We start from the raw sequence: 26,207 nt of genomic DNA, 5'->3' as shown, positions 1-26,207 counted from the left end.
TCTACGCGCCCCGGATGCCGTGTCCGATTCCCGCGAGACCGCACGTCCCACCGCCGGCAGAGTGGGCCCCATGCTCCTCGACGACGAACGCGCCTACCGGGCCGTCGCCGCCCGCGACGCCCGGTTCGACGGGTGCTTCATCCTCGCGGTGCGCACGACCCGCATCTACTGCCGGCCGTCCTGCCCCGCCGTGACGCCGAAGCGCCGCAACGCCGAGTTCTACCCCACGGCGGCCGCCGCCCAGTCCGCCGGCTACCGGGCGTGCCGGCGGTGCCTGCCGGACGCCGTGCCGGGCTCGCCGGAGTGGAACCTCCGGGCCGACCTGGCGGCGCGCGCCATGCGCCTCATCTCGGACGGCGTGGTGGAGCGCGAGGGCGTCCCCGGCCTCGCGGGGCGCCTCGGCTACTCGGAACGCCACCTGACCCGCGTGCTGACCGCCGAGCTGGGCGCCGGCCCGCTCGCCCTGGCCCGCGCCCACCGCGCGCACTCCGCGCGGCTGCTGATCGAGACGACCGACCTGTCGTTCGCCGACATCGCGTTCGCGGCCGGTTTCGCCAGCGTGCGGCAGTTCAACGACACGATCCGCACGGTGTTCGCGACGACCCCGTCGGCGATGCGCTCGACCCGCGCCGCGCCGACCACGGCGGGCCGCCTCACGCTCCGCCTGCCGTACCGGCCGCCGTTCGACGCGGCGGGCCTGCTCGCGTACTTCCGGGCCAACGCCATCCCCGGCGTCGAGCACGTGACCGAGCGGTCCTACGCGCGGTCGCTGCGCCTGCCGCACGGCCAGGCCACCGTCCTGCTGGAGCCCGCGGCCGGGCACGTGTCGTGCACGCTGCGGCTGACCGACCTGCGCGACCTGGGCAGCGCGGTGAGCCGGGTCCGGCGGCTGCTGGACCTCGACGCCGACCCGGTGGCCGTGGACGACTTCCTGTCCGCCGACCCGGCGCTGCGGCCGTCCGTGCTGGCCCGGCCGGGCGTGCGGCTGCCGGGCAGCGTGGACGGCGCGGAAACCCTGCTCCGGGCGCTCGGCCACCACGTCCGGGGCGAGCGCCTGGAACAGCCGGACGGGCCGGTGACGCACCTGTACCCGGCGCCGTCGGCCGTCGACTCCCCCGTCGCCCGGGCGTTGGCAGACGGGACGCTGAAGGTCGACGTGGGCCGTGACGCCGACGAGCTGCACGCCGAGCTGTCCGCGTTCCCGGGTGTCGGGCCGGACGTCGCCTCGTACGTCGTGATGCGCGTTCTGGGAGCCCCGGACATTCCTTTGACCAGCGACAACACCGCGTGGCGCCCTTGGCGCTCGTACGCCGCGATGCACCTCAGGAGGACCGCGTGAGCACCGGCCACGTGTCGACCACCGACACCCCGATCAGACCGTTCACCGCCATCGTCGCGGCCGACGGGGCCGTCCTGGCCAGCGGCTGGACCGCCGACGTGGACGACCTGCTGCCCCGGGTCTCCCCGTCGCTGCGCCCGACCACCCTGACCCCGCGCCGGGACCTCGGCGCCGTGACCAGGGCCGTCCGCGCCTACCACGCGGGCGACCTGGACGCGATCGCCGACATCCCCGTCCGGCAGCGGGCGGGCGAGTTCACGGCGCGGGCGTGGGACGCGCTGCGCACCGTGCCCGCGGGCAAGCCGATCAGCTACGCCGACTACGCCCTGCTCGCCGGCCGCCCGGCCGCGGTCCGGGCGGCCGCGACGGCGTGCGCCAGGAACGCCGCGACCCTGTTCGTCCCCTGCCACCGCGTGGTCCGCACGGGTGGCGCGATCGGCGACTTCCGCTGGGGCGTCGACGTGAAGCGGTGGTTGCTGAACCACGAGGCGGCCTGACGCCGGTGATCACCCGACGCCGTCAGGCCCGCGGCCGCGGACCGCGCGGCGGGTGCAGGGCGGCGCAGGTGATCACCAGCGAGACCAGGACCACCACGGTCAGGAAGCCGGTGACCAGGACGTCGAGGAGCCATTCGAAGAACATGGTCAGTCCCGTGGCGCGGTGGCCTTCTCGCCCGGCTCGCCGGTGCGGGCCTCGGCACGCCGCCGGCTGCGCAGGCTGGTCACGGTGACCGTGGCGAGGACGGCGATGATCACCGCCAGCGAGAGCGGCGTGGGGATCTCCGGCACGCCCGGCCAGATCCCGTGCGCCCAGTGCAGCACGAGCTTCGCGCCGATGAACGCGAGGATGATCGCCAGCCCGTGGTTGAGGTGGACCAGCTTCGCGAGCGCCGTGTGCAGCACGAAGTACAGGGCGCGGAGGCCGAGCAGGGCGAACGCGTTCGTGGCGAACACCAGGTACGGGTCCTCGGTGATGCCGTAGACCGCCGGGACGGAGTCGACGGCGAACACCACGTCGGTCGCGAACACCGCCACCACGACGACGGCCAGCGGCGTGAGCGCGCGCCGCCCGTGCTCGCGGACCGTCAGCCGGGTGCCGCGGTAGTCGTCGGTGACCGGCATCAGCCGGCGCAGCAGGCGGACCGAGCGCATCGCGGAGACGTCACGCTCCGCGGCGACGCCCTTCATCGCCTCGTGGAGGATCTTCACCGCCGAGGCGAACAGGATCAGCCCGAAGACGAGGAAAGCCCACGTCCCGGCCGCCAGCATGGCCGCGCCGGCCGCGATGAACACGCCGCGCAGCACCAGGGCGCCGACGATGCCGTAGAGCAGGACGCGCTGCTGCACGTTGGGCGGAACCGCGAAGGCGGCCAGCAGCAGCATGAACACGAACAGGTTGTCCACGGAGAGCGACTTCTCGACCACGAACCCCGTCATGAACTCCAGCGCCCGGTCGGTCCCGTGGGCGTTCCACAACCAGACCCCGAAGACAACCGGCAACGCGAGGTAGAACGCGGACCACCCGGCGGCTTCCCGCATCGAGACCTCGTGCGGGCGGTGGGTGACGACGAAGTCGGCCACCAGGAGCGCGACCAGGACGGCGATGCTGATGAACCACAGGCCCGTCGACCCGACGGACTCCACCGGACCGGACGGAACCGCGGGAACTGACGCCAACAGGGGCACCGGACCTCCTCGAACAGTCGATGTTCGAGGTCTCCTTCACCCCACCGGGGCGGCCTCCCGGGGACATCGAACGGGATGTCCGTAATGACCGGGCAGACGCTTGGGAAGTACTCCCCTCGCCACCAGTATCAGCGACGACCCGCCTTTAGTAAAGGGTGGGTAAAGGGCTTCCGGCGCGGAACGGCCCCGCCCAGGCGGGGGCTCGTCCGGATCAGTCTTCGTCGCGCGGCGGCCGGGGACGCCGGGGGCGGCCGCCTTCGCGGGGCGGGGCGGGGCGGCGGGGGCGGTCCTCGGCGGGCCGGCGGGGGCGCTTGGGGCGGTCCTCGTCGGACGGCGGGGCCGTCGAGCGGCGGCGGTCCGGGGTCGGCTCGGCGCGGTCGGCACGGTCGGAGCGGTCCGCGCGGGGGCGCTTCGGGCGGTCCTCGGGGTTCGGCTTGTCGCGGTCCGGGCGGGGGCGGTCCGGTGCGCGCTTCGCCTCGCGCTTCTCGTCCTTCGTCAGCCGGTTCGGGTCCTGCTGGGTCATCACCCGGACGATGCCGAGGATCACCGTGACGGCCGTCGTCACCGCCATCGCGGGGAACCCGTCGATCAGCGGCTTGCCGAGCTGGAGACCGGCCGACGCGAGCCCCCCGCTGGGCAGGCCCTGCGTGAACACGACCAGCAGCGGCACGACGATGGCCAGGATCAGCGGCGGCTGGACGATCGGGCCGAACATCGACCGCCGCTCGACGAACACGACCGCGCCGACGCACCCGAGGAAGAACGTGACGGCGAACACCCAGCCCACGGTCTGCGCGGCCGACCCGACGTCGACGTACGTGCCGATGATGGCCACCACGAACGCGATGAGCACCGCGGCCCACCACGGCAGCCCCCGGAAGCTGCCGAACATGGCGCGGTCGTTCCAGCGGACGGCGGAGACCTCGTCGTCCTCCGGCTCGCTGCGCGAGTCGTCACGCGTTGCAGCGGTCACCGCACACTCCTCGTTCGGCCTGGTTCCGACACACTCTATTACGCCTCGCGGGCGTCCAAGGGTGCACCGATGCCGGCCTCGTCCGTCCGCCGGACCAGCGGCAGGGGCGTGACGTCGGACGACGCGTTGCTCAGCGGCTCGACCGCCGCCCGGAATCCCTCCAACGCGTCCAGCTCGCGCCGCCGCGCCGACAGGAACCGCTGGAGGTGCGTGCTGGACAGGTTCACCGCGTCGATCGCGCCGTCCGCGGCCCGGTGGGCACGTCCCGCCGCCGCCCTGACCTGCTCGACGTCGTCGGCCAGCGCCCGGTCCGTCACCGCGAACATCGCCGCCGACGCGATCACCGCGAACCCGGTCGGCCCGCACAGGAACACCCGCCGGTCGAGCAGCCACCGCAGCAGCTCGGGATCGGTGTCCAGCGCCGCCACGACCGCGCCGTCGTTCGGCACGAACATGACGGTGCCGTAGATCGCGTCCGCCCACCGCTGGTAGCCCTTGCCGGCCAGCTCGGCGGCACGCGCGCGGATGTTCCGGACGTGCACGCGCAACGCGTCGGCGCGCTCCGACGCGTCGTCGGTCTCCACCGCCTCCGCCCACGTGGCCATGCTCATCTTCGCGTCCACGGGCACCTGCCGGCCGCCGCCGACGTTGAGCACCAGGTCGGGCCGCACGGAACCGCCGCCGGCGACGTCGACCTGCAGGCTGAAGTGGATTCCCTCGCGCAGGCCCAGCGCCCGCGCCGTCTCCACCAGCACCTTCTCGCCCAGCTCGCCCCGGCCGCTCACCGAGGAGAACGCCACCTCGTACCGCTGCAGCGCCGCCCACTGCGCGTCGCCGCGTTCCCGTTCCGCCCGCACCGCGGCCAGCGCGGCGTCGGTGCGCCGCACGCTGTCCTGGTAGAGCCGCCACAGGAACACGAGCGCACCCGCGAGCAGGAGCGCCACGACCACCGCCGCCGTGCTGAGGACCGCCGTCATCCCACGATCATCGCGCACCCGTGTCCGACCACACGTTCGAGCGACACGCCGAGCGGGGTTCCGGGGTTCGGGCGCGACCGCCCCTAGCGTGGCCGGCGTGAAGATCCTGCACACGTCCGACTGGCACGTGGGGCGCACCTTCCACGGCCGTGACCTGCTGCGGGAACAGGAATCGGTGCTCAGCGGCCTGGCCGACACCGTGGCGGACGAGCGGGTCGACGCGGTCGTGGTGTCCGGCGACCTGTTCGACCGGGCGGTGCCGAACGCGGAAGCCGTCGCGGTGTGCGCGCGGGTGCTGAAGCGGGTGCGGGCGGCGGGCGCGCAGATCGTCGTCACGCCCGGCAACCACGACTCGGCGGCGCGGCTAGGGTTCCTCGGCGCGTTCACCGAGGCGGGCGGCCTGCACCTGCGGACGCGGATCGCGGACCTGGCCGAGCCGGTGCTGCTGGCCGACGAGCACGGCCCGGTCGCGGTGTACGGCATCCCGTTCCTGGAGCCGGAGACGGCGCGGCAGGCATTGGGCGTGCCGGACGCGAAGGGCCACGCCGGCGTGCTCGCGGAGGCGATGCGGCGCGTCAAGGAGGACCTGGCGGGACGGCGCGGCGCCCGGTCGGTGGTGCTGGCGCACGCGTTCGTGACGGGCGGCGAGCCGTGCGAGTCGGAGCGGACGATCGCGGTCGGCGGCGTGCAGGACGTGCCGGGCGGGGTGTTCTCCGGGGTCGACTACGCGGCGCTGGGCCACCTGCACGGGCAGCAGACGCTGGCCGAGCACCTGCGCTACTCGGGCAGCCCGGTGGCGTACTCGTTCTCCGAGGCCAGGCACCACAAGCAGGTGTGGCTGGCCGAGCTGGGCCCGGAAGGGCTCGCCGGGGTGGAGAAGCGGGCGCTGCCCGTGCCGCGGGCGTTGTCGACGTTGAGCGGCGAGCTGGAGGACCTGCTCGTCGCGCCGGAGCACGAGGACGTCGCCGACCACTTCCTGTCGGTGACGCTGACCGACCGCGTGCGGCCGTTGGACGCGCTGCGCCGCCTCCAGTCGCGGTTCGCGCACGCGGTGCACGTGGAGTGGCGGCCGGAGGGCGGGCGGACCGGTGAGCTGCGGTTCGCCGAACGGGTCCGCGGCCACACCGACGAGGAGGTCGCCTGCTGCTTCCTGGAGGACGTGCGCGGCGAGCGGCCCGGCGAGCGGGAGCTGGGCCTGCTGCGCGAGGCGTTCGCGGCGGCGGCCCGGGAGGAGACGGCGTGAAGCTGCACGAGCTGGTGGTGAGCGGTTTCGGCCCGTACGCGGGGGTGGAGCGGGTCGACTTCGACCGGCTCGGCGCGGACGGGCTGTTCCTGCTGCACGGCGACACCGGCGCGGGCAAGACCACGTTGCTGGACGCGGTGGCGTTCGCGCTGTTCGGGAAGGTGCCGGGCGCGCGCGGCGACGTGAAGCGGCTGCGCTGCGACTACGCCCACCGGGACACGCCGACGTTCGTGGAGCTGGAGCTGACCGTGCGCGGCCGGCGGCTGCGGGTGAAGCGGTCGCCCGAGTACGACCGGCCGAAGAAGCGCGGCGACGGCGTGACGCGGCAGCAGTCTCAGGTGTCGCTGACGTGGATCAGCGGCTGGGAGGGCGAGGGGCACACCCGCATCGACGAGGTGGCCCGCGAGGTCGACGACCTGCTCGGCATGACGGCGGAGCAGTTCTTCCAGGTGGTGCTGCTGCCGCAGGGCGAGTTCGCGCGGTTCCTGCGGGCGGAGACGGCCGAGCGGGAGAAGCTGCTGGAGAAGCTGTTCGGCACGGAGCGCTTCCTCGACGTGGAGCGGTGGTTCCGCGAGCGCCGCCGGGAGCGCAAGCGCGAGGTCGACCAGCTCGCCCTCGAGCACCGCGACCTGGTGCAGCGGGTGGCCGAGGTGGCGCTGGAGGAGCCGCCGGAGGGCGGTGGCGACGCGGAGTGGCTCAGCTCCCTGCTGAAGCGGCTGGACGAGGCCGAGCGGGAGGCCGACCAGGTGGCGGCGGAGGCCGTGGCCCGGCGCGCGGAGGCCGAGGCGGCCTGGCAGGCGGCGCGGGCCCGGCACGAGCGGGTGCGCCGCGTGCGGGAGGCCCGGCGCAACCTCGACCGGTGCGCCGAGGTGGAGCCGAGCCTGCGGGCGTGGGCGGCGGAACGTGACGCGGCACGTCAGGCGGCGGTCGTGGTGCCGGCGCAGCAGGCGGTGGAGCGGTCCGAGCGCGCCCTGGACGCGGCGGTGGCGCGGGAGCGGGCGGCGGCGGACGCGGTGGCCGCGCTCGGGTACGACGGCACGGACCTGCGCGGTGACGCGGAGCGGTTGCGCGAGGAGTCCGGCGCGCTGACGGCGCTGGCCGCGGAGGCGTTGAAGCAGGAGGACGACCGGCGGCGCGTGGCGCGGCTCGACCAGGAGATCACCGCCGCGCGGCGGGAGCTGGCCGAGCTGGAGGCGCAGTTCGACACCGTGCCGGCGCGGTTGGTCGCCGCCAGGTCGGCGGTGGAGGACGCGACGGTGGCCGCCGCGCGGCTGGCGCAGGTCGCCGGGCTGGCCTCGGCGGCTGCCGAGCTGCCGCGCGTGGAGGCGGAGTTCCGGGCCGCGGACGAGGCGCGACGGGTCGCCGTGGACGCGCACCAGCGCGCGCTCGACGCCCTGCTGATGGTGCGGCGGGAACGCCTCGACGGCATGGCGATCGAACTCGCGGCCAAGCTGAAGGCGGGCCGGGCGTGCCCGGTGTGCGGGTCGGCCGAGCACCCGGCGCCCGCGCAGCCCGTGCTGGGTTCGGTGACGGCGGCGGACGAGGACGCGGCGGTCGCGGCGGAGCAGCGGGCGGCCGAGCGGCGGGCCCGCGCCGAGAGCGAGAAGGACAAGCTGGAGCAGCGGCTCGGCTGGCTGCGCGAGCAGGTGGGCGACCGGTCGCCCGACGAGCTGTCGCGCGAGCACCGCGTGGTGTCCGGGCTGGCGCGGGAGGTCGAGGCGCGGCAGGCGGAGCTGGCCCGGCTGGAGGCCGACGTGCGGCGGGCCGAGGAGCGGCAGGGCCGGCTGGAGCGGGACATCGCCGAGATGGGCGCGCAGCGCGAGGGCCTGGCCGAGGCGGTGGCGGAGCGCGGCGCGCGGCTGGAGGAGGCGCGCGGCGACTTCCCGGACGTGGTGGCGCGGCGGGCGCACCTGTCCGACCTGGCCGACGCCCTGGTGGACCTGCACGAGCGGCGCGCGGCCGTGGCCGAGCACGAGGAGCGCCTGGCCGACCAGCGCGTGGAGCTGACCCGGCTGGCGGCCCGCGCGGGGTTCGCCGACGTGGCCGAGGCGCTGGCCGCGGCCCGTCCCGACGACGTGGTGGCGGCGTTGGAGACCCGCATCCGGGACGTCGAGAAAACCCGGACCGCGGCCGAGAGCACGCTGACGGAGCTGCCCGACGTCGACCCGGACGACGAGGTCGACGTGACGGGGACCGAGGAGCGGTTCCGGCTGGCGGGCGACCGGGCGACCGCGGCCACCACCGTGCGCACGAACGCCCGCACCAGGTCGGCCCGCGCGACCGAGCTGGCCGAGCAGCTGCGCGCCGCGTGGCAGCGCCTGGAGCCGGTGGAGGCCGAGTACGCCGAGCTGGACGCGCTGACCGACGTGATCAACGGCTCGGGCCAGAACACGAAGAGCATGACCCTGCGCACGTACGTCCTGGCGGCGCGGCTGGAAGAGGTCGCGGTGGCCGCGAGCGCGCGCCTGGAGCGCATGAGCCAGGGCCGCTACCGGTTCGTGCACTCGGTCGAGGCCGGTCCGCGCGGCACGCGGGGCGGGCTGGGCCTCGACGTCATGGACGACTACTCGGGGCAGCAGCGGCCGGCGAAGACGTTGTCCGGCGGGGAGTCGTTCCTGGCGTCCCTGGCGCTGGCGCTCGGGCTGGCGGACGTGGTCGCGGCGGGCGCGGTGCTCGACACGCTGTTCATCGACGAGGGTTTCGGCACGCTCGACGCGGAGACCCTGGAGCTGGTCATGACGACGTTGGACGAACTCCGCGCCGGCGGCCGGGTCGTGGGCCTCGTCTCGCACGTGGAGGAGCTGCGGCAGCGCATCCCGACCCGGTTGCGCGTCCGCAAGGCGCGCGAGGGCTCGTCGCTGGAGCTGACGGCGTAGTCCCCGTCGCGACCCTGACGTGGGTCGTCCTCCCGGATTGGTTCGGACGCCGAATCACAGCCGGTGACCGATTTCGGCGAGCAACCACAATTTTTGCGGAGATCTTCCACCAGGGTGGATGAACCCATTTTCCACCATTAGGAATTGCCCGGCCGTGCTACGTTCCAAAAGCATTGGTTTGCACGCATCCGGCAATGGAGGGAAATCCGGTGCAGCTCAGATTCTCGCGATTGTTGACCGCAGTTCTGCTGGTCTTGTTCTCGACGGGCGCCACCGTGGCCGCCGCCGCGCCCGCGGACACCTCGGGCAAACCCGCCGCCGAGCAGCGGTCGACGGACCGACAATGGTCCAACTGGGGCGACCTCGGCGGCGTGATCACGGCGGGCCCGGCCGTGTCGTCGTGGTCGGCCAACCGCCTCGACGTCTTCGTCCGGGGCACCGACTCCGCCGTCTGGCACAAGTGGTGGAACGGGTCGAACTGGTCCGGCTGGGAGAGCCTCGGCGGCGTCATCATCGACAACCCCGCCGCCGTCTCGTGGGGCGCCAACCGCATCGACCTCTTCGGCCGCGGCACCGACAACCACCTGTGGCACAAGTGGTGGAACGGCTCGTCGTGGTCCGGCTGGGAAGACCTCGGCGGCGTGATCACCGCAGGTCCGGCGGTCGCGTCGTGGTCCGCGAACCGGCTCGACGTGTTCGTCCGCGGCACCGACTCCGCGCTGTGGCACAAGTGGTGGAACGGGTCCTCCTGGTCCGGCTGGGAGAGCCTCGGCGGCGTCATCGTCGACAACCCGGCCGCCGTGTCGTGGGGGCCGAACCGCATCGACGTGTTCGTCGAGGGCACGGACAACCAGCTCTGGCACAAGTGGTGGAACGGCTCGTCGTGGTCCGGCTGGGAAGGCCTCGGCGGCGTGATCACGGCCGGGCCGGCGGTGGCGTCGTGGGCGGCGAACCGGCTCGACGTCTTCGCCAAGGGCACCGACAACCAGCTCTGGCACAAGTGGTGGAACGGGTCGTCCTGGTCCGGGTGGGAAAACCTCGGCGGCGTATTCCTGCACAACCCCGCCGCCGTCTCGTGGGGACCGAACCGAATCGACATCTTCGTCGAGGGCACCGACAACCACACATACCACAAAGCGTGGTACTGATTTTCGCGTTGCCGCGATGAATGACGCGGCCGAGTGCCGTCCCCTTTCTTCCTGGCTGGAGGAAGGAGGTGCTCGGCCGCCCCCGCGCGTCCGGGGGCGGCTCTCCCGCGCGGTGCGGTCAGGACGCCAGCAGGCCGCCCCGGTACGCGGCGGCCTGCAGTTCGAACAGCTCGAAGTAGTGGCCGCGCGACGCCATCAGCTCCTCGTGCGTGCCCTGCTCGATGATCCGGCCCTGGTCGAGCACGACGATCCGGTCGGCGTTGCGGATGTTCGCCAGCCGGTGCGTGACGAGGATCGTGGTGCGGCGGGCCGTCGCCTCCCGCAGCCCGGCGAACACCCGCGCCTCGGCCTTGGCGTCCAGCGCGGCCGTCGGCTCGTCCGCCACCAGCACCGCCGCGTCCCGGTAGATGCCGCGCGCGATGCCCATCCGCTGCCACTGGCCGCCGGACAGGTCCTGCCCGTCGTTGAACTGCCGCGACAGCACGGTGTCGGCGCCCGCGGGCAGCGACGCCAGCACCTCGTCCGCGCCGGACTTCGCCACCGCCGACCGCCACGCCTCCTCGTCGTCGCGCTCCAACCGGCCGACCGTCACGTTGTGCCGGGCGGTCATCGGCCACTGCGCCGGGTCCTGCGCGATGACCGCGATGGACGAGTGCACCGAGTGCGGGTCGGCCGTCGCCAGGTCCACGCCGTCCCACGCCACCGTGCCCGCCGACGCCGGGTACAGGCCGGTCAGGACCTTGCCGAGGGTCGTCTTGCCCGACCCGTTCTCCCCGACGAGCGCGACCACCTCGCCCCTGGCCACGGTCAGGTTCACGTCGCGCAGCGCGGGCTTGGGCGCGCCGGGGTAGGTGAAGGAGACGTCGGTCAGGGTGATGCGGGACGGGTCGGCCGGCGCCTTCACCGGTGAGCTGCCCTGCGCCCGTTCCGCGCCCTCGACCAGCAACTTCCGGTAGAAGTCGATGTAGAACGAGTCCTCGTACAGGGAGTTCACCGCGCGGGTCGTGGTGGCCAGCGACGAGAAGCCGGTGCGCATGGCCAGCACCGCCGTGCCCGCGAGCGCGAGCTCCATCCCGCCGGTGTGCAGCAGGACGCCCAGCACGACGTACGCGACCGCCGTGCCGACGCCCGCCAGCGCCCGACCGGTGAGCCGGACCAGGTTCGTCCGGTGGGCCATCCGGATCTCGTCCCGCACCAGGCTGTCGGCGATGCGCCGGTGCTCGGCGAGGAGCCGTTCCTGCAACGTCAGCGCGTGCCGTTCCAGCGCGAAGTCGCGGTCGGTGGCGACCTCCTCCACGACGCCCTTCCGGGTGTTGCGGGTCACCGAGTCGAGGAAGTGCTCGTACCGCAGCTTCGACGCCCGCGCCGACGCCCAGGCGTTCGCGAACGCGGCCAGCAGCAGCGCGGGCGCGAGCCACGGGTTGAGCAGCCCGACCGTCACCACCGCCGCCACCAGCGAGATGCCGCCCGACACCAGGTCCGCCAGGTACCGCAGGCTGCTCTCCAGCGACCGGACGCCGCGCCGCCCGCCCTGACGGGCCAGCTCGCGGAAGTCGGCGTCCTCGAACGCGAGCAGCGAGGCCCGCACGAGCACCGCCGTGACCTCGTCGTTCGCCTCACGGGTGACCCGCGGTCGCAGCGAGCTCTCGACCGCCGCCACGGCCGTGTCGAGCAGCGCCCGCACCACGAACGACCCGACCACCACCGCCAGCGCGGGCAACGCCTCGGTCACCCGCTGCGGCGTGGGGCCGTCCCGCAGCAGGGCCGCGAACACGTCCGCCGTGGCGAGCAGCCCGAACGCCGTGACGCCGCCGGACAGCACGTGCACCACGCCCGCCAGCACGGTCAGCTTCGGCGACGTGCGCCAGGCGAGCCGGACCACCATCGCCACCGCCGACGGCAGGCTCTTCAACGCCTTGCCCAGGCTGACCGACGTCCCGCCGCGTCGACGGGCCCACTTGGGGGTGGCCACGTTCTCCACCCCGATCAGCACGGTGCTCATGGCTCCAGCAAACGCCACCCCGCCCGCGCCGCCAACCGCTTACGCCGTCAGCGCAGCTCAACCCCGCGGCACCCCGAAATTGTCAGACCCCACTGGCAAAATGAGAACCGGGGGTCCCCCGGGGGCGACCCCCGCGAAGCCGTTCCGGCGCGTGCGGCCGGACACGCGACGGCCGAGGTGCGGGACGACGGCCGAGGTGCGCGACGACGGCCGAGGTGCGCCGGAAGGCCGGGCACGGGACGGCCGGGCACGCGACAGCGAGCGCGGGACGGCCGGACACGCGACGGCGGGCACGCGACCGCCCGACACGCGCCAGCGGAGGTGCGACGGCGGAGGTGCGACGGAAGGCTTGCTCCCCGCCGGGGGACCGGGAACGCCGGGTCCCCCGCGGCGGCAACCCCGACTAGCGGACCATGTCCTTGCGCAGCTCGCGCGGCAGGGCGAAGGCGATCTTCTCGTTCGCCGTGGTGATCTCCTCGACGTTCCCGTAGCCGCGCTCGGCCAGGAACTCCAGCAGCTCCATCACCAGGATGTCCGGCACGGACGCGCCCGACGTCACGCCGACCGTGGACACGCCGTCCAGCCACGCCTCGTCGACCTCGCGGGCGTAGTCGACCAGGTACGACGCCTTCGCGCCCGCCTGCAGCGCGACCTCGACCAGCCGCACCGAGTTGGACGAGTTCTTCGACCCGACCACGAGCACCAGGTCGCACTCGGGCGCCATCGTCTTCACGGCGGTCTGCCGGTTGGACGTCGCGTAGCAGATGTCGTCCGACGGGGGCTCCTGGAGGTCCGGGAAGCGCTCCTGCAGCTGGCGCACCCGCACCATCGTCTCGTCCACCGACAGCGTGGTCTGCGAGAGCCAGACCACCTTGGACGGATCGCGCACGACGACCTTGTCGACGTCCTCGGCGGTGTCCACGAGCTGGATGTGCGACGGCGCCTCGCCGTAGGTGCCCTCGACCTCCTCGTGTCCTTCGTGGCCGATGAGCAGGATGTCGTAGTCCTCGCGGGCGAACCGCTTGGCCTCGTTGTGGACCTTGGTCACCAGCGGGCAGGTGGCGTCGATGGTCCGCAGACCGCGGTCGGCCGCCTCCTCGTGCACGGCGGGCGACACGCCGTGCGCCGAGAACACCACGAGCGCGCCCTCGGGCACCTCGTCCGTCTCGTCGACGAAGATCGCGCCGCGCCGGGACAGCGTCTCGACGACGTGCTTGTTGTGGACGATCTCCTTGCGCACGTAGACCGGGGCGCCGTACTGCTCCAGCGCCTTCTCGACGGTCACGACGGCACGGTCCACGCCTGCGCAGTAGCCGCGCGGCTTGGCCAGGAGCACTCGCTTGTCCATGGTGCCCAGGGTACGGCGTGCCGGATGTAGGCATCCGACGGCCGACTGCGGCAGGCTGTAGGGCATGAAGCCACTGCCGCTGACCGTCCGCCTCGCCGCGGGACTGGCGGTCACCGCCGTCGAGCAGGCCAGGAAGCTGCCGCAGCAACTCGCGGGGCTCCCGGTCACCGTGGTCAGCGAGGCCCTGCGCCTGTCCATGCGGGTGCAGCAGCAGGTGACGGAACTCGCAATCAAGGGTGACGAGGTGCTGTCCGTGCTGCGCCCCGTCGAGCAGGAGCCCGAGTGGGCGACGTTCGACGAGGACGAGCCGGAGCCGGCGCCCGCGCCCGCCGAGGACCCGTGGGCGGAGGAGGAGCGGGCGCTGGCCGCCGAGCCGCCCGCCGTGCTGCCGAACTACGACGAGCTGACGTTGGCGCAGCTCCGGGCCCGGCTGCGGACGTTGTCCGCGGAGGACCTGGAGGAGCTGCTGGCGCACGAGCGCACGCACGCGGCGCGGCCCGAGTTCACCGGCATGCTCACCCGCCGCATCGCGAACCTCAAGCACCAGTGAGCGACGAGAAGTCCAGCCCGGAGAACCCGTGGCCGGTGCGGACGGTCGCGCGCAAGATCTTCGACTGGATCAACCGCCTCGGCGACGTGTGGGTGGAGGGCCAGGTCACCCAGCTGAGCGCCCGGCCGGGCACGGCGACGGCGTTCCTCACGCTGCGCGACCCGTCCGTGGACATGTCGATGCAGCTGACGGCGCCGGTCGGGATGGTGCGCGAGCTGCAGCTGTCCGAGGGCAGCCGGGTCGTCGTGCACGGCAAGCCGAACTTCTTCCCCAACCGCGGCACGCTGAGCCTGCGCGTGGACGAGATCCGCCAGGTCGGCATCGGCGAGCTGCTGGCCCGGATCGAGCGGTTGCGCAAGCTGCTGAACGCGGAGGGCCTGTTCGACCCGCGGCGCAAGCGCAAGCCGCCGTTCCTGCCGAACAAGATCGGGCTGATCACGGGTCGCGCGTCGGCCGCCGAGCGGGACGTGCTGACGAACGCGCACGCCCGCTGGCCGGGCGCCCGGTTCCGGGTGGTGAACGTGGCCGTCCAGGGCGCGCTGGCGGTGCCGCAGATCCTCACCGCACTGTCGACTCTGGACCGCGACGCCGAGGTGGACGTGATCGTCCTGGCGCGCGGCGGCGGCAGCGTGGAGGACCTGCTGCCGTTCTCCGACGAGGCGCTGTGCCGGGCGGTGGCGCAGTGCCGCACGCCGGTGCTGTCGGCGATCGGGCACGAGCCGGACACGCCGCTGGTGGACCACGTGGCGGACGTGCGCTGCTCCACGCCGACCGACGCCGGCAAACGGGTGGTTCCGGACGTGGCGGAGGAAGGCGAGCGGATCCGCCAGTTGCGCGACCGCAGCCGCCGCGCGCTGCACGGGTGGGTGGACCGGGAGCGGAAGCTGCTCGCGGCGCTGCGGACCCGACCTGCGCTTTCCGACCCGTACGGTCCGCTGGACCGGCGGGCGGAGGACGTGGACCGGTTGCGGGAGCGGGCCCGGCGCGCGGTGCGGAACCGGCTCGACGCGGAGACCGCCGGCCTGGTCGCGACCACGGCGCGCTTGACGACCCTCGGGCCTGCCGCCACGCTGGCGCGGGGGTATGCGGTGGTGCAGCTCGTCACGCCCGACGGCGTGGACGGGGTGCTCCGGTCGACCTCCCAAGCTCCCGCGGGCACCCGGCTGAGGGTGCGCGTGGCCGACGGCGCCGTGCACGCGGTGGTCGCCACCGGCGGAGGCGGCGTGCCGGCGACAGCCGGCGATCGGGCGACGGCCGACGGGGTCGGCGGTCAGGCGGAGGAAGGAGGCGGTGGTGCCGAACCCGGCACGTGAGCCCACGTTCCTGCCCTTGACGATGGCCGCCGCGAACGACGCGGACGACGACGGCGCCCGCGCGGTGCGCAGCCGCGCCGAGTCGGCCGACCGGGCCGCCGCGGACTGCTGGCTGTCGCTGGTGGCAGGCTGCACGTCCGGCGGCCAGACGTTGATCAACCGGCTGCACGACCTGTCCGAGGCGACGTCGGACTACGCGGGGTCGCGGTGGTGGTCGGGCCGCGGCTCGGTGCACCGCCGGCGGGTCGCGGCGGCCGAGCACCGCATCGACGACGCCGTCCGCGAGGGCGACGGCGCGGAGTTCGCCGAGGCGTTCGTCGGGTACGACCAGGCGGTCGCGACCGTCGTGGTGCACGTCCAGAAGCGATTGGGGAAGCTGTCCACGTGAGCGAGCCGGGTTACGAGCAGGCCAGGGACGAGTTGGTGGAGGTGGTCCGCAGGCTGGAGGCGGGCGGCCTGTCCCTGGAGGAGTCGCTGGCGCTGTGGGAGCGCGGCGAGGCCCTGGCGAAGACGTGCGAGCGGCAGCTGGCGGGCGCGCGGGAACGGATCGATCAAGCACTCAGTGTGACCGAGGAGGACGTGGCCGAGGCGTGACGACGTGCGAGGATTGGTCTACCGGCCGGTAATCGCAGTCGCAGGAGGAACCTCATGGTCACAGGCAGCAGCCCGTCCGAGCGTCGACGCGAGGCTCCCGACCGGAACCTCGCGCTGGAGCTCGTGCGGGTGACCGAGGCGGCCGCGATGGCCGCCGGGCGCTGGGTGGGCCGCGGTGACAAGAACGGCGGCGACGGCGCGGCGGTGGACGCCATGCGCAAGCTGATCGGCACCGTGTCGATGCGGGGCGTCGTGGTGATCGGCGAGGGCGAGAAGGACGAGGCGCCCATGCTGTACAACGGCGAGGAGGTCGGCAACGGCGACGGTCCCGACTGCGACGTCGCGGTGGACCCGATCGACGGCACCACGCTGATGGCCAAGGGCATGCCGAACGCGCTGGCGGTGCTCGCGGTGGCCGAGCGGGGCGCGATGTTCGACCCGTCCGCCGTGTTCTACATGGAGAAGCTGGCGACGGGGCCGGAGGCGGCCGACGTCATCGACATCACCGCCCCGATCGCGGAGAACATCCGCCGGGTGGCGAAGGCGAAGCACAGCGACGTGTCCGACGTGACGGTGTGCATCCTGGACCGGCCGCGGCACGACTCGCTGGTGCGCGAGGTGCGCGCGGCGGGCGCCCGCATCCACTTCATCTCCGACGGCGACGTGGCGGGCGCGATCTCGGCGGCCCGGCCGAACACCGGCATCGACCTGCTCGTGGGCATCGGCGGCACGCCGGAGGGCATCATCGCGGCGGCGGCGCTGAAGTGCATGGGCGGCGCGATCCAGGCGAAGCTGTGGCCGAAGGACGACGCCGAGCGGGGCCGGGCGCTGGACGCGGGCCACGACCTGGACCGCGTGCTGCTGACCGACGACCTGGTGCGCGGCGACAACGTGTTCTTCTGCGCGACCGGTGTCACGGACGGCGACCTGGTGCGCGGCGTGCACTACCGGGCGGGCGGCTGCACGACCCAGTCGATCGTGATGCGGTCGAAGTCGGGCACGGTGCGGATGATCGACGGGTTCCACCGGCTCACCAAGCTGCGCGAGTACTCGTCGGTGGACTTCGACATCCCGGTCACCGGCGAGGACGCCCTCCCGCCGCTCCCGTAACCCCCACCACCACGGCCGGTCGCCGGGTGCCACGGGTCGCTGTCAACGGTCAACCGAGCGTTACCGGCCGATCGGCTGTGGTGATCACCCCGCGTTCCTCCCTAGTTTCCGATTCGTCCCCGAGCACCCTGCGCCGGGGACGGAGAGGACAGTGATGAAGGTTCGCACCCTGTTCACCGCCTTCGCGGTGGCGGTAGGAGCTGCGCTCGCCACGGCGGCCGGGGCGGCGGCGGCCCCGGCGACCGACGGCGGAGTCACCCCGTTCATCGTGGGCGGCGGCAACGCCACGCAGACCTACTCGTTCATGGTGTCCCTGCAGAGCACCACGGGCAGCCACTTCTGCGGCGGTTCGCTGATCAAGGCCAACTGGGTCGTCACGGCCAAGCACTGCGTGCAGGGCCGGACGGCGTCCTCCATCCGGGCCCGCATCGGCACGACCAACCGCACCAGCGGCGGCACGGTCGCGTCGGGCGCCCAGGTGATCACGCACCCGTCGTACGACATCGCGCTGGTGCGCCTGGCCACCTCGGTGAGCCAGGCCCCGATCGCGGTGGCGTCGACGTCCGGTGCGGTCGGCACGGCCACCCGCATCATCGGCTGGGGCCAGACCTGCGCCCCGCGCGGTGCCTGCGGCGCGCCGATCACCCTGCAGGAGCTGAACACGTCGATCGTGTCGGACAGCAACTGCCTGGGCATCTACGGCTCGGTGGAGATCTGCACGAACAACCCGAACGGCAACTCGGGCGCCTGCTACGGCGACTCGGGCGGCCCGCAGATCAAGGCCGTGAACGGCACGTGGCAGCTGATCGGCGCCACCAGCCGCGCGGGCAACAACAGCTCCACCTGCGCCACCGGCCCGTCGATCTACATGGACGTGCCGGCGTTCCGCTCGTGGATCGGTCAGTACGCGGGCGCGGTGTGACCCGCTCGTCCTGACGGGCTCGTCCCGGCGTTCCCAGGGCCGTCCCACCTCCGGGTGGGGCGGCCCTGCCCAATTCGTTACCGGGGCGGCTGCAACCAGGCGCTCCACGCCGGCGTCTCCAGGGCAGAACAGCATGATCCCCGGGGGGTGCGCGATGCGCAGAGCAGCTTTGGTGGCAATCGCTTTCCTGGCGACGGCGTGCGGGACGTCGGAGGCGTCCGGTCCGGCGCCGTCACCGTCTTCGGCAACGTCTTCGTCTTCGTCCTCGGTGCCTTCGTCCTCGGTCGCCGTGCCGTCGTCGGAGGCCCCGACCTCGCCGTCACCGGAGCCGACGTCCGCACCGGCGCCCGAACCGTCGCCGGAACCCCTGCCGACGCCGGACGTCACGCCGACGCCCGAGCCGCAGCCCGCGCCGCCGCCTCCGCCGGTCACCGTGCCCGGAACGCCGTGCGACATCACCGAGGGCGCGTGCGTGCAGCTGTCCACCAACCAGTCGTGGCTGATCAGCGGGGGCAAGATCAGCTACGGGCCGGTGCCGACGACGTCCGGCATGCCCGGCTACGAGACGCCCGTCGGCTACTTCTCGGTGCTGTGGAAGGTCCGCGACGACTGGAGCATCCCCTACAACGGGCCGATGCCGTACTCCACGTACTTCGTCGGCAACGGCATCGCGTTCCACGAGGGCAGCCTCACGCAGGAGTCGCACGGCTGCATCCACCTGTCGCGCGAAGCGGCGGCGAAGTACTTCCACACCCTCAAGGTGGGTGACCAGGTCCAGGTCGCTCCGTGACGCGGTGTGTTGGATCACTCCTCCGTGGGTAACCCTTCGGTGAGGAGTGATAGCGATGAGGAAGACACTCGGCACGACGGTGCTAGCCGCGGCGGCCTTGACCCTCGGCCTCGCGACTCCCGCTTCCGCTTCGACCGGCACGCCGTGTTCCGTGCGGAACGGCGCGTGCGTGCAGCTGTCCACCAACCAGGCGTGGTTGATCTACAACGGGAACGCCAGCTACGGCCCCGTCCGGATGTCCCACGGGATGCCCGGCCACGAGACCCCGGTCGGCACCTTTCCCGTGCTGCGCAAGGTGAAGGACGACTGGAGCGTGCCGTACAACGGACCGATGCCGAACGCGGTGTACTTCACCACGACCGGCGTCGCGTTCCACCAGGGTGACACGAACACGCAGTCGCACGGCTGCGTCCGGCTGGGGCCGCAGGAGTCGTTGGTGTTCTACGACAACCTGTTCCCCGGCGAGCAGGTGCAGGTGGTGCCGTAACGGTGGTGGATCGCCGCTGCCCCGCGGACGGCGGTGAAGCCCGGAAGTCGGCGGCTCGTGGCTCATCCCAGGACGATCGACAAGCGTGATCGCCCTGGGATGAGCCACGAATCACCGACGCGACGTCACCCGGCGTTGCTGGAGTGGCCGGGGAACAGGTGGGCCTCCGGGTTGAGCAGCACGGCGATGTTGTTGACCGCGGTCGCGGCCTCGCCGAAGCCGGTGGCGATCAGCTTCACCTTGCCCGGGTACTGGGCCACGTCGCCCGCGGCGTAGACGCGGTCCCGGGCGGTGCGCATGGTGGTGTCCACCACGACCGCTCGGTGGTCTAGTTCCAGCCCCCACGCCTCGATGGGGCCGAGATCGGCGGTGAAGCCCAAGGCCGCCACGACGGTCTGCGCGGGCAGCACCTTGCGGTCGCCGCCCTTCAGGCCCAGCTCCACCTCGGCCAGATCGAGGTCGCCGCGCAGCTCCAGCACCTCGGCGTCGGTGATGATCTCCACGCCGAGGTCGCGGACCTGCCGCACGGTCGGCGGGTGCGCGCGGAACGTCGCCCGGCGGTGCACCACCGTGACGCTGGCCGCGATCGGGTGCAGCGCGAGCGCCCAGTCGAACGCCGAGTCGCCGCCGCCGACGACCACGACGTCCTGGCCGGTGTGCACGTTGAGCTTCGGCACGAAGTGCACGACGCCGCGGTCCAGCCAGCCGTCGCCCGCGGGCAGCGGACGTGGCCGGAACTCGCCGATGCCGGCCGTGATGAGCACCGCGCCCGCGCGGACCACGCCGCCGTCCGCGAGGCCGACCTCCAGCCGACCGTCCACTTCGGACAAGGTGCGGGCCTGGCGGCCGAGCAGGTACGTCGGCTTCCACTGGTCGGCCTGCTGCACGAGCGCGCTCACCAGCTCACGCCCGCGCACCGCGGGGAACCCGGCCACGTCGAAAATCATCTTCTCCGGGTACATCGCGGTGATCTGGCCACCCGCCTCGGGCAGCGCGTCGACCAGCGCGACCGACAGGTCCCGGAACCCCGCGTAGTACGCCGCGAACAGCCCCGTGGGGCCCGCACCGACGATCAGCAGGTCGACCTCAAGCTCCATACCCCGACCATAGGTGTTCGAGCCCACTGTGCCCAGTGGGCCGACCCGGTCCAAACTCGGTGGTATGGCTGAACAGGAGTACCGCGTCGAGCACGACACCATGGGCGAGGTCAGGGTGCCCGTCGACGCGCTCTGGCGTGCGCAGACGCAGCGCGCCGTGGAGAACTTCCCGATCTCCGGCCGGGGCCTGGAGCGCGCGCAGATCCGGGCGCTCGGGCTGCTGAAGGCCGCCGCGGCGCGGGTGAACGAGCGGCTCGGGGTGCTGGAACCCGAAGTCGCCGCGGCCATCGCCGAGGCCGCCGACTCGGTGGCGGCGGGCGAGCACGACGCGCACTTCCCGGTCGACGTGTTCCAGACCGGGTCCGGCACGTCGTCCAACATGAACGCCAACGAGGTCATCGCGACCCTGGCGACGCGCGCCCTCGGCCGGGACGTGCACCCGAACGACCACGTCAACGCCTCGCAGTCGTCCAACGACACGTTCCCGACGACGCTGCGGGTCGCCGCGACGGAGGCCGTGGCGCGGGACGTGGTCCCGGCGCTCGAACACCTCGTCTCGGTGCTGGACGCGCGGGCCGCCGACTGGACGTCCCTGGTCAAGTCGGGTCGCACGCACCTGATGGACGCGGTGCCCGTCACGCTGGGCCAGGAGGCCGGCGCGTGGGCCACGCAGGTCCGCTACGGGATCGAGCGGCTGACGTCGTCGCTGCCGCGCCTGGCCGAGCTGCCGATCGGCGGCACGGCCGTCGGCAGCGGCCTGAACGCGCCGGCGGGGTTCGGCGCGGCGGTGTCCGCTGAGCTGGCGGCCGTCACCGGCCTGCCCCTGACCGAGGCCCGTGACCACTTCGAGGCGCAGGCCACGCAGGACGGCGTGGTGGAGATCTCGGGGCAGCTCCGGGCCACCGCCGTGGGCCTGTTCAAGATCGCGAACGACCTGCGGTGGCTGGGGTCCGGCCCCCGGACCGGCCTCGGCGAGCTGGCCCTGCCGGACCTCCAGCCCGGCTCCTCGATCATGCCGGGCAAGGTGAACCCGGTGATCTCCGAGGCCACGATGATGGTGGTGGCGCAGGTGATCGGCAACGACGCGGCGGTGGCGTTCGCCGGGTCGCAGGGCAACTTCCAGCTCAACGTGATGCTGCCCGTGATCGCCCGCAACGTGCTGGAGTCCGCCCGCCTGCTGGCCGCCGTGGCGCGCCTGCTCGCCGACAAGGTGCTGACCGGCGCGGAACCGCAGGTCGACCGGATGCGCGAGTACGCCGAGTCGTCGCCGTCGATCGTCACGCCCCTCAACCGCTACCTCGGGTACGAGGAGGCGGCGTCGATCGCGAAGCAGTCGCTGAAGGAGCGCAAGACGATCCGCGAGGTCGTCCTGGAACGCGGCCACGTGCCGGGCAAGCTCACCGAGGCCCAGCTCGACCAGGCGCTCGACGTCCTGCGCATGGCCAACGGCGGTCACTGAACCGCGAGCTCGACGCGGGGCGGGCGGTCGGCGTCGGCCGCCCGTCCCCGCAGCCCGACCACGCACCCGAGCGCCACCGCCACCGAGCCGAGCAGCGCCACCGCGGTCAGCTCCTGCGCGCCCAGCGCGACCGACGCCACCAGCCCGGCCACCGGCATGAGCCCGATCAGCACGCCGGCCCGGTCGGCGCCGAGCTGCGCGACGGCGAAGTACCAGAGGCCGAACGCCACCGCCGTCAGCACGATCCCGAGTACCACCAGCGCCGCGCCCTCGCGCACCGTCGGCACCTGCCAGCCGCCGAACACCGTGCCCAGGAGCCCGCCCGCGACGGCCGCGATCACGCAGCACCACGTCGCGACGGCCACGCCGCCGAGCCGGCGCACCACGCCCACCGCGAACAGCGTGAACGACGCCTCCCCCGCCATCGTCAGCAGCGCGAGCGCCAGCCCCGGCCCGTGCCACGACCCGCCGCCGGACAGCACCACCACCCCGCCGACCACGACGACCGCGCCCACCACCGCCGGCACGGCGGGCTTCCGGCCCGCCAGCAGCGGCGCGACCAGCGCCAGCACCAGCGGGCTCGCGCCCAGCACCGCCGCGACGAACCCCGGCTCGGCGTACCGCTGCGCGTACAGCACGCACGCGTTGAACCCGAGCATCCCGGTCACGACGAGCGCGACCAGCGCGGGCCAGTCCCGCCGTGACGGCACGGGCAGCCGTCCCCCGCGCAGCCGGACCCACCCGAGCAGCACGACGGCGCCGAGCGCGTACCGCATCGCCTGGCCGGTGAGCAGCGGGTACTGCTGGAGCATGCCGGTCACCGGCACGGACGCGCCGACGATCACCGACGTCAACGCGCCGGACGCGATCGCGGCCCTGGTGGGCACCGCCCTGGTCGTGATTCCCATGTCGAGGACTCTCACCGACCGGTGGTCCACGGTTAAGCTCCACTTCGATGGCCGCCGACTGGACCACTTATCGCGAACTCCTCCTGCCCGCCCCGCACGGGCGGCGCGCGGTGGAGTCGGAGCTGCGCCGGGCCGTGCGCGACGGCAGGCTCGCGCCGGGCACCCGGCTGCCGTCCAGCCGCGACCTCGCCGCGCAGCTGGGCGTCGCCCGCGGCACGGTCACGTCCGCGTACGCCCAGTTGATCGGCGAGGGCTACCTGACCGCGCGCCGCGGCTCCGGCACCACCGTCACGGACGCCTGCACGTGGCCGGGCGCGGCGACCGCCGAACCCGACCCCGCGCCGCGGTTCCGGTACGACCTGAGGCCGGGCGTGCCCGCGTTGAGCGCGTTCCCGCGCGAGGAGTGGTCGCAGGCGCAGCGGACGGCGCTGGCGGAGCTGTCCACCGACGACCTCGGCTACCCCGACCCGGCCGGGTTCGCCCCGCTGCGCCGGGAGCTCGCCGACTACCTGGGCCGGGTCCGGGCGGTGGCCGCGCGACCGTCCGAAGTGGTCGTCACCAACGGCGCCGCCGAGGGGATCTCCCTGCTGGGCCGGGTGTTGCGCGCGGCCGGGCACCGGTGCGTCGCGGTCGAGGAACCGAGCCACCCCGGCGGCGCGGAGATGCTGGCGTCGCACGGGCTGGAGATCCACCCCGTCCCGGTGGACGACCGCGGGCTCCGCGTCGACCTGCTGTCCGGAATGGACTGTCGCGTGGTGGTGGTGACGGCGGCGCACCAGTTCCCGCTCGGCGTGGTGCTGCACCCGACCCGGCGGCACGCCCTGCTGGAGTGGGCCCGCGCGCGCGACGGGCTGATCGTGGAGGACGACTACGACGCCGAGCACCGCTACGACCGGCCGGCGCTGGGCGCGGTGCAGGCCCTCGACCCGAGCCGCGTGGTCTACCAGGGCAGCACCAGCAAGGTGCTCGCGCCCGCGTTGCGGCTGGGCTGGCTCGTCGTGCCGCCCGCGGTGCGCGAGGACCTGGTGGAGCGCAAGCGGCTGGACGACCTCGGCACCGGCACGCTGCACCAGGCCGCGTTCGCCCGGCTGCTCCGCGCCGGCGGCTACGACCGGCACCTCCGCCGCACCCGCCAGCTGTACCGGGCGCGGCGGGACGCGCTGCTCGACGAGCTGCGCGCCGCCCGGCCCGACTGGACGCCGATCGGCGTGGCGGCCGGCCTGCACGTCGTCGTCCGGCTCCCCGACGGCGCCGACGACCTCGCGTTGCAGGACCGCCTGGCCCGCCGCGGCGTCAACGCGCCCGCGCTCGCGAACTACGCGCGCACGCCGACGTTCCCCGGCCTGGTGCTCGGCTACGCGGCGCTGACCCCGGACCGCCTGCGGGAGGCGGTCCGGGTCATCGCGGCTAGCTGACCGCGCCGCCGGTGTAGCCGGTCGGCCCGGAGTGGAGGACGTGCGTGGCGCCCGCGCCGTCGCGGAACACCAGCGCCCGCTCGCCCGAGGACCGGACCACGAGCGTCGGGTCCGAGCCCGCGGCCACGTCGCCGACGCGGGTCGCCGGGCCGAACGGACCACCCGGCGTCTCCTGCGCCGCCACGTAGACGCCCTGGTCGCGCCACGCCCGGTAGGCGATCTCGACCCGTCCGTCCGGACCGGTGACGGCGGCGACCACGCCACTCGTGCCCTGGCCCTGCGTCCAGTCGGCGAGGTCGGTCCAGTCGCCGTGCTCGTTGTTCTGGAACAGCAGCGTGTGGATGCCGCCGTGCGCGCTCTTGGCGAACACGCGGAAGCCGTTGTCACCGTGGCGCACCAGGGTGGGCGTGCCGGTGAGGTGCCGGCCGAGGACCCGGTACAGCATGGTCGGCTTGCCGTCGCGCTCCCAGACGAGCCGCAGCGCGCCGTCCGCGAGCGTGCCCGCGACCACCACCGAGCCGTTGGCCAGCGGCAGCGCGGCCGGCCTGCCGGTGTACGCCATGTCGGGGATCAGCTGGGTCCAGGGCCGGTCGCCCAGCGGGTCGGTGTGCTCGTGGCGGCCGGCGCGGCGCCACAGCGCGCCGTTCTCGTCCGTGAGGTACGCCGACACCGTGCCGTCGGCCGACTGCACCACGGCGGGCGACGTCGGCGCGTGCCCGGCGAGGCCCGGCTTGGCGACCCAGGGGCCGTCGACGCCGTCGACCAGGGCCTGGCTGACGCCGCCGTCCGTGCCGTGGCTGACCAGGAGCGGCCGCTCGTCGTGCGGCACGAACGACACGGGGGTCACGGCGCGCGGCGTGTCCATCACGGACTCGCGGAACGTCCACGTGCCGTCGGCGTTCTGCACGCCCTTGGTGATCGTGCGCGAGGCGTTCACGTGGAACGTCCGCAGCGAGCCGTCGACCTCGGCGACGGCGCTCGCCGCCTCCGGCACGTCCGCCACCGCCGGGCGGGCCGGACCGGCCTCGGGCACCCGCGCGCAGGCGGCCGGGTCGGCGACGGTGTCGCGGTCGTTCCCCCAGTCGTAGCCGACGACCGAGCCGCCGACGGCCCAGCTGGACTCCTGGTCGTCGCCCGCGTTGTCGCGGTTCCAGTACAGGTCGCCGTCGTGCTGCGTGCCGTAGAGGACGCCGCCGCCCGCGCCGATGATCTTCCAGACGTTGCCCCACTCCCGGCCGACCGGCTGCATGGCGCGGTAGAGGCGGTGCGAGTCCTCGTGGTAGCGCAACCGGTGCAGGTCGCCGTTGGCCGAGGAGCGCGCGTACAGCACGCCGGGGCCGGAGGCCACCAGGTAGTCGTGGGCGAAGCCGCTGCCCAGGTACCGCCACTCGACGGTCGTGCCGCGCACGTCGCCGTGGAAGAGGGAGCCGTGCTCGATCTTGTAGAAGTCGCCGCGCGAGTCGACGGTGACCGTGTTCCGGGCCGCGCCGTCCAGGTTCCACTTGCCCGCCGACACCACCTCGTACTGGCGCGTGCCGAACGTGTCCCAGCCCGAGCCGTTCCAGCGGAAGCGCCGCGCCTCGCCGGTGTCGGTGATGTTGTAGACCACGCCGTCCGGGCCGGCCAGCGTGCGCCCGGCCCAGCCCCAGCCGATCTGCGCCGCGCTGGGCCAGTCGAACCCGCCCGACTCCGGCGTGCCGTGCTCGTACAGCCACAGGTCGCCGTCACTTTGGACGGTGAACACCCGCGCGGTGGGGGCGCACCGCACGTCGACCGCGGCGACGGCGGTCGGCGCCGCCGCCACCGCCAGCGACGCGGTCATCGCCGTCACGGCCAGAGCCGAGACGACGCCCCCCGTTGGTCTGTGCTTCATCTGGATTCCCGTCCGTGCTCGTCCTGGTTGGCACAGCGGGGGAACACGCGTGCGACGAACCCCCCTGATCGCGGGACACGGTACTTGGCCACACCGAC

General features: G+C 73.6%; 24 protein-coding genes. 15 read left to right on the top strand and 9 right to left on the bottom strand.

Annotated features, from left to right (window positions below):
* The first annotated feature begins 70 nt into the window (after nt 1–70).
* Entirely contained in the window at nt 71–1,339 is a 1,269-nt protein-coding gene (locus tag ACRAKH_RS04045; RefSeq protein ID WP_380726556.1) for a DNA-3-methyladenine glycosylase 2 family protein, read from the top strand.
* Nucleotides 1,336–1,836, top strand: a complete 501-nt coding sequence (locus tag ACRAKH_RS04040; RefSeq protein ID WP_380726558.1) for a methylated-DNA--[protein]-cysteine S-methyltransferase — start codon at nt 1,336–1,338, stop codon at nt 1,834–1,836. Before ACRAKH_RS04045 ends, ACRAKH_RS04040 begins: the two co-directional genes overlap by 4 nt.
* A gap of 22 nt (nt 1,837–1,858) precedes the next feature.
* On the opposite strand, the gene ACRAKH_RS04035 is transcribed toward ACRAKH_RS04040, so the two are convergent.
* The 4 genes from ACRAKH_RS04035 to ACRAKH_RS04020 all read right to left on the bottom strand — a co-directional run bounded on the left by ACRAKH_RS04035 (nt 1,859) and on the right by ACRAKH_RS04020 (nt 4,974).
* Nucleotides 1,859–1,981 (bottom strand): hypothetical protein, encoded by a 123-nt coding sequence (locus ACRAKH_RS04035; protein WP_380726560.1) that lies wholly within the window; start codon nt 1,979–1,981, stop codon nt 1,859–1,861.
* 2 nt (nt 1,982–1,983) lie between these two features.
* The gene (locus ACRAKH_RS04030; RefSeq protein ID WP_380726562.1) at nt 1,984–2,982 is read right to left on the bottom strand and encodes a TerC/Alx family metal homeostasis membrane protein; all 999 of its coding nucleotides are present in this window, start codon (nt 2,980–2,982) and stop codon (nt 1,984–1,986) included.
* 253 nt (nt 2,983–3,235) lie between these two features.
* On the bottom strand, nt 3,236–3,997 hold the full coding sequence (locus ACRAKH_RS04025; RefSeq protein ID WP_447009637.1) for a DUF6542 domain-containing protein: 762 nt from the start codon (nt 3,995–3,997) through the stop codon (nt 3,236–3,238).
* A 38-nt stretch (nt 3,998–4,035) separates the two neighbouring features.
* Nucleotides 4,036–4,974: a DNA recombination protein RmuC gene (locus tag ACRAKH_RS04020; protein ID WP_380730217.1), complete on the bottom strand. Its 939-nt coding sequence runs from the start codon at nt 4,972–4,974 to the stop codon at nt 4,036–4,038.
* A 97-nt stretch (nt 4,975–5,071) separates the two neighbouring features.
* Between ACRAKH_RS04020 and ACRAKH_RS04015 the strand changes: the two genes are divergently transcribed.
* From ACRAKH_RS04015 to ACRAKH_RS04005, 3 genes are all read left to right on the top strand, one after another.
* On the top strand, nt 5,072–6,217 hold the full coding sequence (locus ACRAKH_RS04015; protein ID WP_380730215.1) for an exonuclease SbcCD subunit D: 1,146 nt from the start codon (nt 5,072–5,074) through the stop codon (nt 6,215–6,217).
* On the top strand, nt 6,214–9,093 hold the full coding sequence (locus ACRAKH_RS04010; protein WP_447009636.1) for an AAA family ATPase: 2,880 nt from the start codon (nt 6,214–6,216) through the stop codon (nt 9,091–9,093). The genes ACRAKH_RS04015 and ACRAKH_RS04010 overlap by 4 nt, the downstream gene beginning before the upstream one ends.
* Nucleotides 9,094–9,326: 233 nt before the next feature.
* A complete protein-coding gene (locus ACRAKH_RS04005) occupies nt 9,327–10,241 on the top strand; it encodes a carbohydrate-binding protein (protein ID WP_380721902.1) in 915 nt (304 codons plus the stop codon).
* Nucleotides 10,242–10,359: 118 nt separating this feature from the next.
* Here ACRAKH_RS04005 and ACRAKH_RS04000 read toward each other — a convergent pair whose 3' ends face one another.
* Together ACRAKH_RS04000 and ACRAKH_RS03995 are read right to left on the bottom strand one after the other, a co-directional pair.
* Complete coding sequence (locus tag ACRAKH_RS04000; protein WP_380721904.1) at nt 10,360–12,243, bottom strand: ABC transporter ATP-binding protein; 1,884 nt, start codon at nt 12,241–12,243, stop codon at nt 10,360–10,362.
* Nucleotides 12,244–12,646: 403 nt separating this feature from the next.
* Complete coding sequence (locus tag ACRAKH_RS03995; protein ID WP_380721906.1) at nt 12,647–13,591, bottom strand: 4-hydroxy-3-methylbut-2-enyl diphosphate reductase; 945 nt, start codon at nt 13,589–13,591, stop codon at nt 12,647–12,649.
* A gap of 64 nt (nt 13,592–13,655) precedes the next feature.
* Between ACRAKH_RS03995 and ACRAKH_RS03990 the strand changes: the two genes are divergently transcribed.
* The 8 genes from ACRAKH_RS03990 (at nt 13,656) to ACRAKH_RS03955 (ending at nt 19,357) form a co-directional block, all read left to right on the top strand.
* Nucleotides 13,656–14,141 (top strand): lipid droplet-associated protein, encoded by a 486-nt coding sequence (locus ACRAKH_RS03990; RefSeq protein WP_380721908.1) that lies wholly within the window; start codon nt 13,656–13,658, stop codon nt 14,139–14,141.
* Complete coding sequence (xseA, locus tag ACRAKH_RS03985) at nt 14,138–15,454, top strand: exodeoxyribonuclease VII large subunit (RefSeq protein ID WP_380721910.1); 1,317 nt, start codon at nt 14,138–14,140, stop codon at nt 15,452–15,454. Before ACRAKH_RS03990 ends, xseA begins: the two co-directional genes overlap by 4 nt.
* Entirely contained in the window at nt 15,435–15,842 is a 408-nt protein-coding gene (locus tag ACRAKH_RS03980; RefSeq protein ID WP_380721912.1) for a sugar ABC transporter substrate-binding protein, read from the top strand. Before xseA ends, ACRAKH_RS03980 begins: the two co-directional genes overlap by 20 nt.
* Nucleotides 15,839–16,048, top strand: a complete 210-nt coding sequence (locus tag ACRAKH_RS03975; RefSeq protein ID WP_053719410.1) for an exodeoxyribonuclease VII small subunit — start codon at nt 15,839–15,841, stop codon at nt 16,046–16,048. The genes ACRAKH_RS03980 and ACRAKH_RS03975 overlap by 4 nt, the downstream gene beginning before the upstream one ends.
* 54 nt (nt 16,049–16,102) lie before the next feature.
* Nucleotides 16,103–17,158 (top strand): class II fructose-bisphosphatase, encoded by a 1,056-nt coding sequence (gene glpX, locus ACRAKH_RS03970; protein WP_380721915.1) that lies wholly within the window; start codon nt 16,103–16,105, stop codon nt 17,156–17,158.
* Between the two features lie 154 nt (nt 17,159–17,312).
* Nucleotides 17,313–18,080 (top strand): S1 family peptidase, encoded by a 768-nt coding sequence (locus tag ACRAKH_RS03965; RefSeq protein WP_380721917.1) that lies wholly within the window; start codon nt 17,313–17,315, stop codon nt 18,078–18,080.
* A gap of 268 nt (nt 18,081–18,348) precedes the next feature.
* Nucleotides 18,349–18,870, top strand: coding sequence for a L,D-transpeptidase (locus tag ACRAKH_RS03960; protein WP_380721919.1), 522 nt, complete (start codon nt 18,349–18,351; stop codon nt 18,868–18,870).
* A 55-nt stretch (nt 18,871–18,925) separates the two neighbouring features.
* Complete coding sequence (locus tag ACRAKH_RS03955) at nt 18,926–19,357, top strand: L,D-transpeptidase (protein WP_380721921.1); 432 nt, start codon at nt 18,926–18,928, stop codon at nt 19,355–19,357.
* A gap of 125 nt (nt 19,358–19,482) precedes the next feature.
* Here ACRAKH_RS03955 and ACRAKH_RS03950 read toward each other — a convergent pair whose 3' ends face one another.
* A complete protein-coding gene (locus ACRAKH_RS03950) occupies nt 19,483–20,454 on the bottom strand; it encodes an NAD(P)/FAD-dependent oxidoreductase (protein ID WP_380721923.1) in 972 nt (323 codons plus the stop codon).
* A 64-nt stretch (nt 20,455–20,518) separates the two neighbouring features.
* On the opposite strand from ACRAKH_RS03950, the gene ACRAKH_RS03945 reads away from it, so the two are divergent.
* Nucleotides 20,519–21,913, top strand: coding sequence for a class II fumarate hydratase (locus ACRAKH_RS03945; RefSeq protein ID WP_380721925.1), 1,395 nt, complete (start codon nt 20,519–20,521; stop codon nt 21,911–21,913).
* On the opposite strand, the gene ACRAKH_RS03940 is transcribed toward ACRAKH_RS03945, so the two are convergent.
* Nucleotides 21,907–22,821: a DMT family transporter gene (locus ACRAKH_RS03940; protein WP_447009635.1), complete on the bottom strand. Its 915-nt coding sequence runs from the start codon at nt 22,819–22,821 to the stop codon at nt 21,907–21,909. The genes ACRAKH_RS03945 and ACRAKH_RS03940 overlap by 7 nt on opposite strands.
* Nucleotides 22,822–22,868: 47 nt before the next feature.
* Here ACRAKH_RS03940 and pdxR point away from each other — a divergent pair, with 47 nt between their 5' ends.
* Complete coding sequence (pdxR, locus tag ACRAKH_RS03935) at nt 22,869–24,236, top strand: MocR-like pyridoxine biosynthesis transcription factor PdxR (protein WP_447009634.1); 1,368 nt, start codon at nt 22,869–22,871, stop codon at nt 24,234–24,236.
* Here the strand turns inward: pdxR and ACRAKH_RS03930 are convergent.
* Complete coding sequence (locus ACRAKH_RS03930) at nt 24,229–26,109, bottom strand: tachylectin-related carbohydrate-binding protein (RefSeq protein ID WP_380721931.1); 1,881 nt, start codon at nt 26,107–26,109, stop codon at nt 24,229–24,231. The two genes, pdxR and ACRAKH_RS03930, sit on opposite strands and share 8 nt — an antisense overlap.
* Nucleotides 26,110–26,207 lie beyond the last annotated feature (98 nt).

The sequence above is a fragment of the Saccharothrix hoggarensis genome, from assembly GCF_052936025.1.
Note: the sequence above shows the minus strand (reverse complement) of the source record. Positions and strands in the feature narration are given on the sequence as shown.

Coding starts and splice junctions, on each gene's coding strand:
- ACRAKH_RS04020 (WP_380730217.1), bottom strand. CDS start 4,974: ATGACGGCGGTCCTCAGCACGGCGGCGGTGGTCGTGGCGCTCCTGCTC.
- ACRAKH_RS03965 (WP_380721917.1), top strand. CDS start 17,313: ATGAAGGTTCGCACCCTGTTCACCGCCTTCGCGGTGGCGGTAGGAGCT.
- ACRAKH_RS03990 (WP_380721908.1), top strand. CDS start 13,656: ATGAAGCCACTGCCGCTGACCGTCCGCCTCGCCGCGGGACTGGCGGTC.
- ACRAKH_RS03950 (WP_380721923.1), bottom strand. CDS start 20,454: ATGGAGCTTGAGGTCGACCTGCTGATCGTCGGTGCGGGCCCCACGGGG.
- ACRAKH_RS03995 (WP_380721906.1), bottom strand. CDS start 13,591: ATGGACAAGCGAGTGCTCCTGGCCAAGCCGCGCGGCTACTGCGCAGGC.
- ACRAKH_RS03930 (WP_380721931.1), bottom strand. CDS start 26,109: ATGAAGCACAGACCAACGGGGGGCGTCGTCTCGGCTCTGGCCGTGACG.
- ACRAKH_RS03940 (WP_447009635.1), bottom strand. CDS start 22,821: ATGGGAATCACGACCAGGGCGGTGCCCACCAGGGCCGCGATCGCGTCC.
- ACRAKH_RS04045 (WP_380726556.1), top strand. CDS start 71: ATGCTCCTCGACGACGAACGCGCCTACCGGGCCGTCGCCGCCCGCGAC.
- pdxR (WP_447009634.1), top strand. CDS start 22,869: ATGGCCGCCGACTGGACCACTTATCGCGAACTCCTCCTGCCCGCCCCG.
- ACRAKH_RS04000 (WP_380721904.1), bottom strand. CDS start 12,243: ATGAGCACCGTGCTGATCGGGGTGGAGAACGTGGCCACCCCCAAGTGG.
- glpX (WP_380721915.1), top strand. CDS start 16,103: ATGGTCACAGGCAGCAGCCCGTCCGAGCGTCGACGCGAGGCTCCCGAC.
- ACRAKH_RS03945 (WP_380721925.1), top strand. CDS start 20,519: ATGGCTGAACAGGAGTACCGCGTCGAGCACGACACCATGGGCGAGGTC.
- ACRAKH_RS03955 (WP_380721921.1), top strand. CDS start 18,926: ATGAGGAAGACACTCGGCACGACGGTGCTAGCCGCGGCGGCCTTGACC.
- ACRAKH_RS04035 (WP_380726560.1), bottom strand. CDS start 1,981: ATGTTCTTCGAATGGCTCCTCGACGTCCTGGTCACCGGCTTCCTGACC.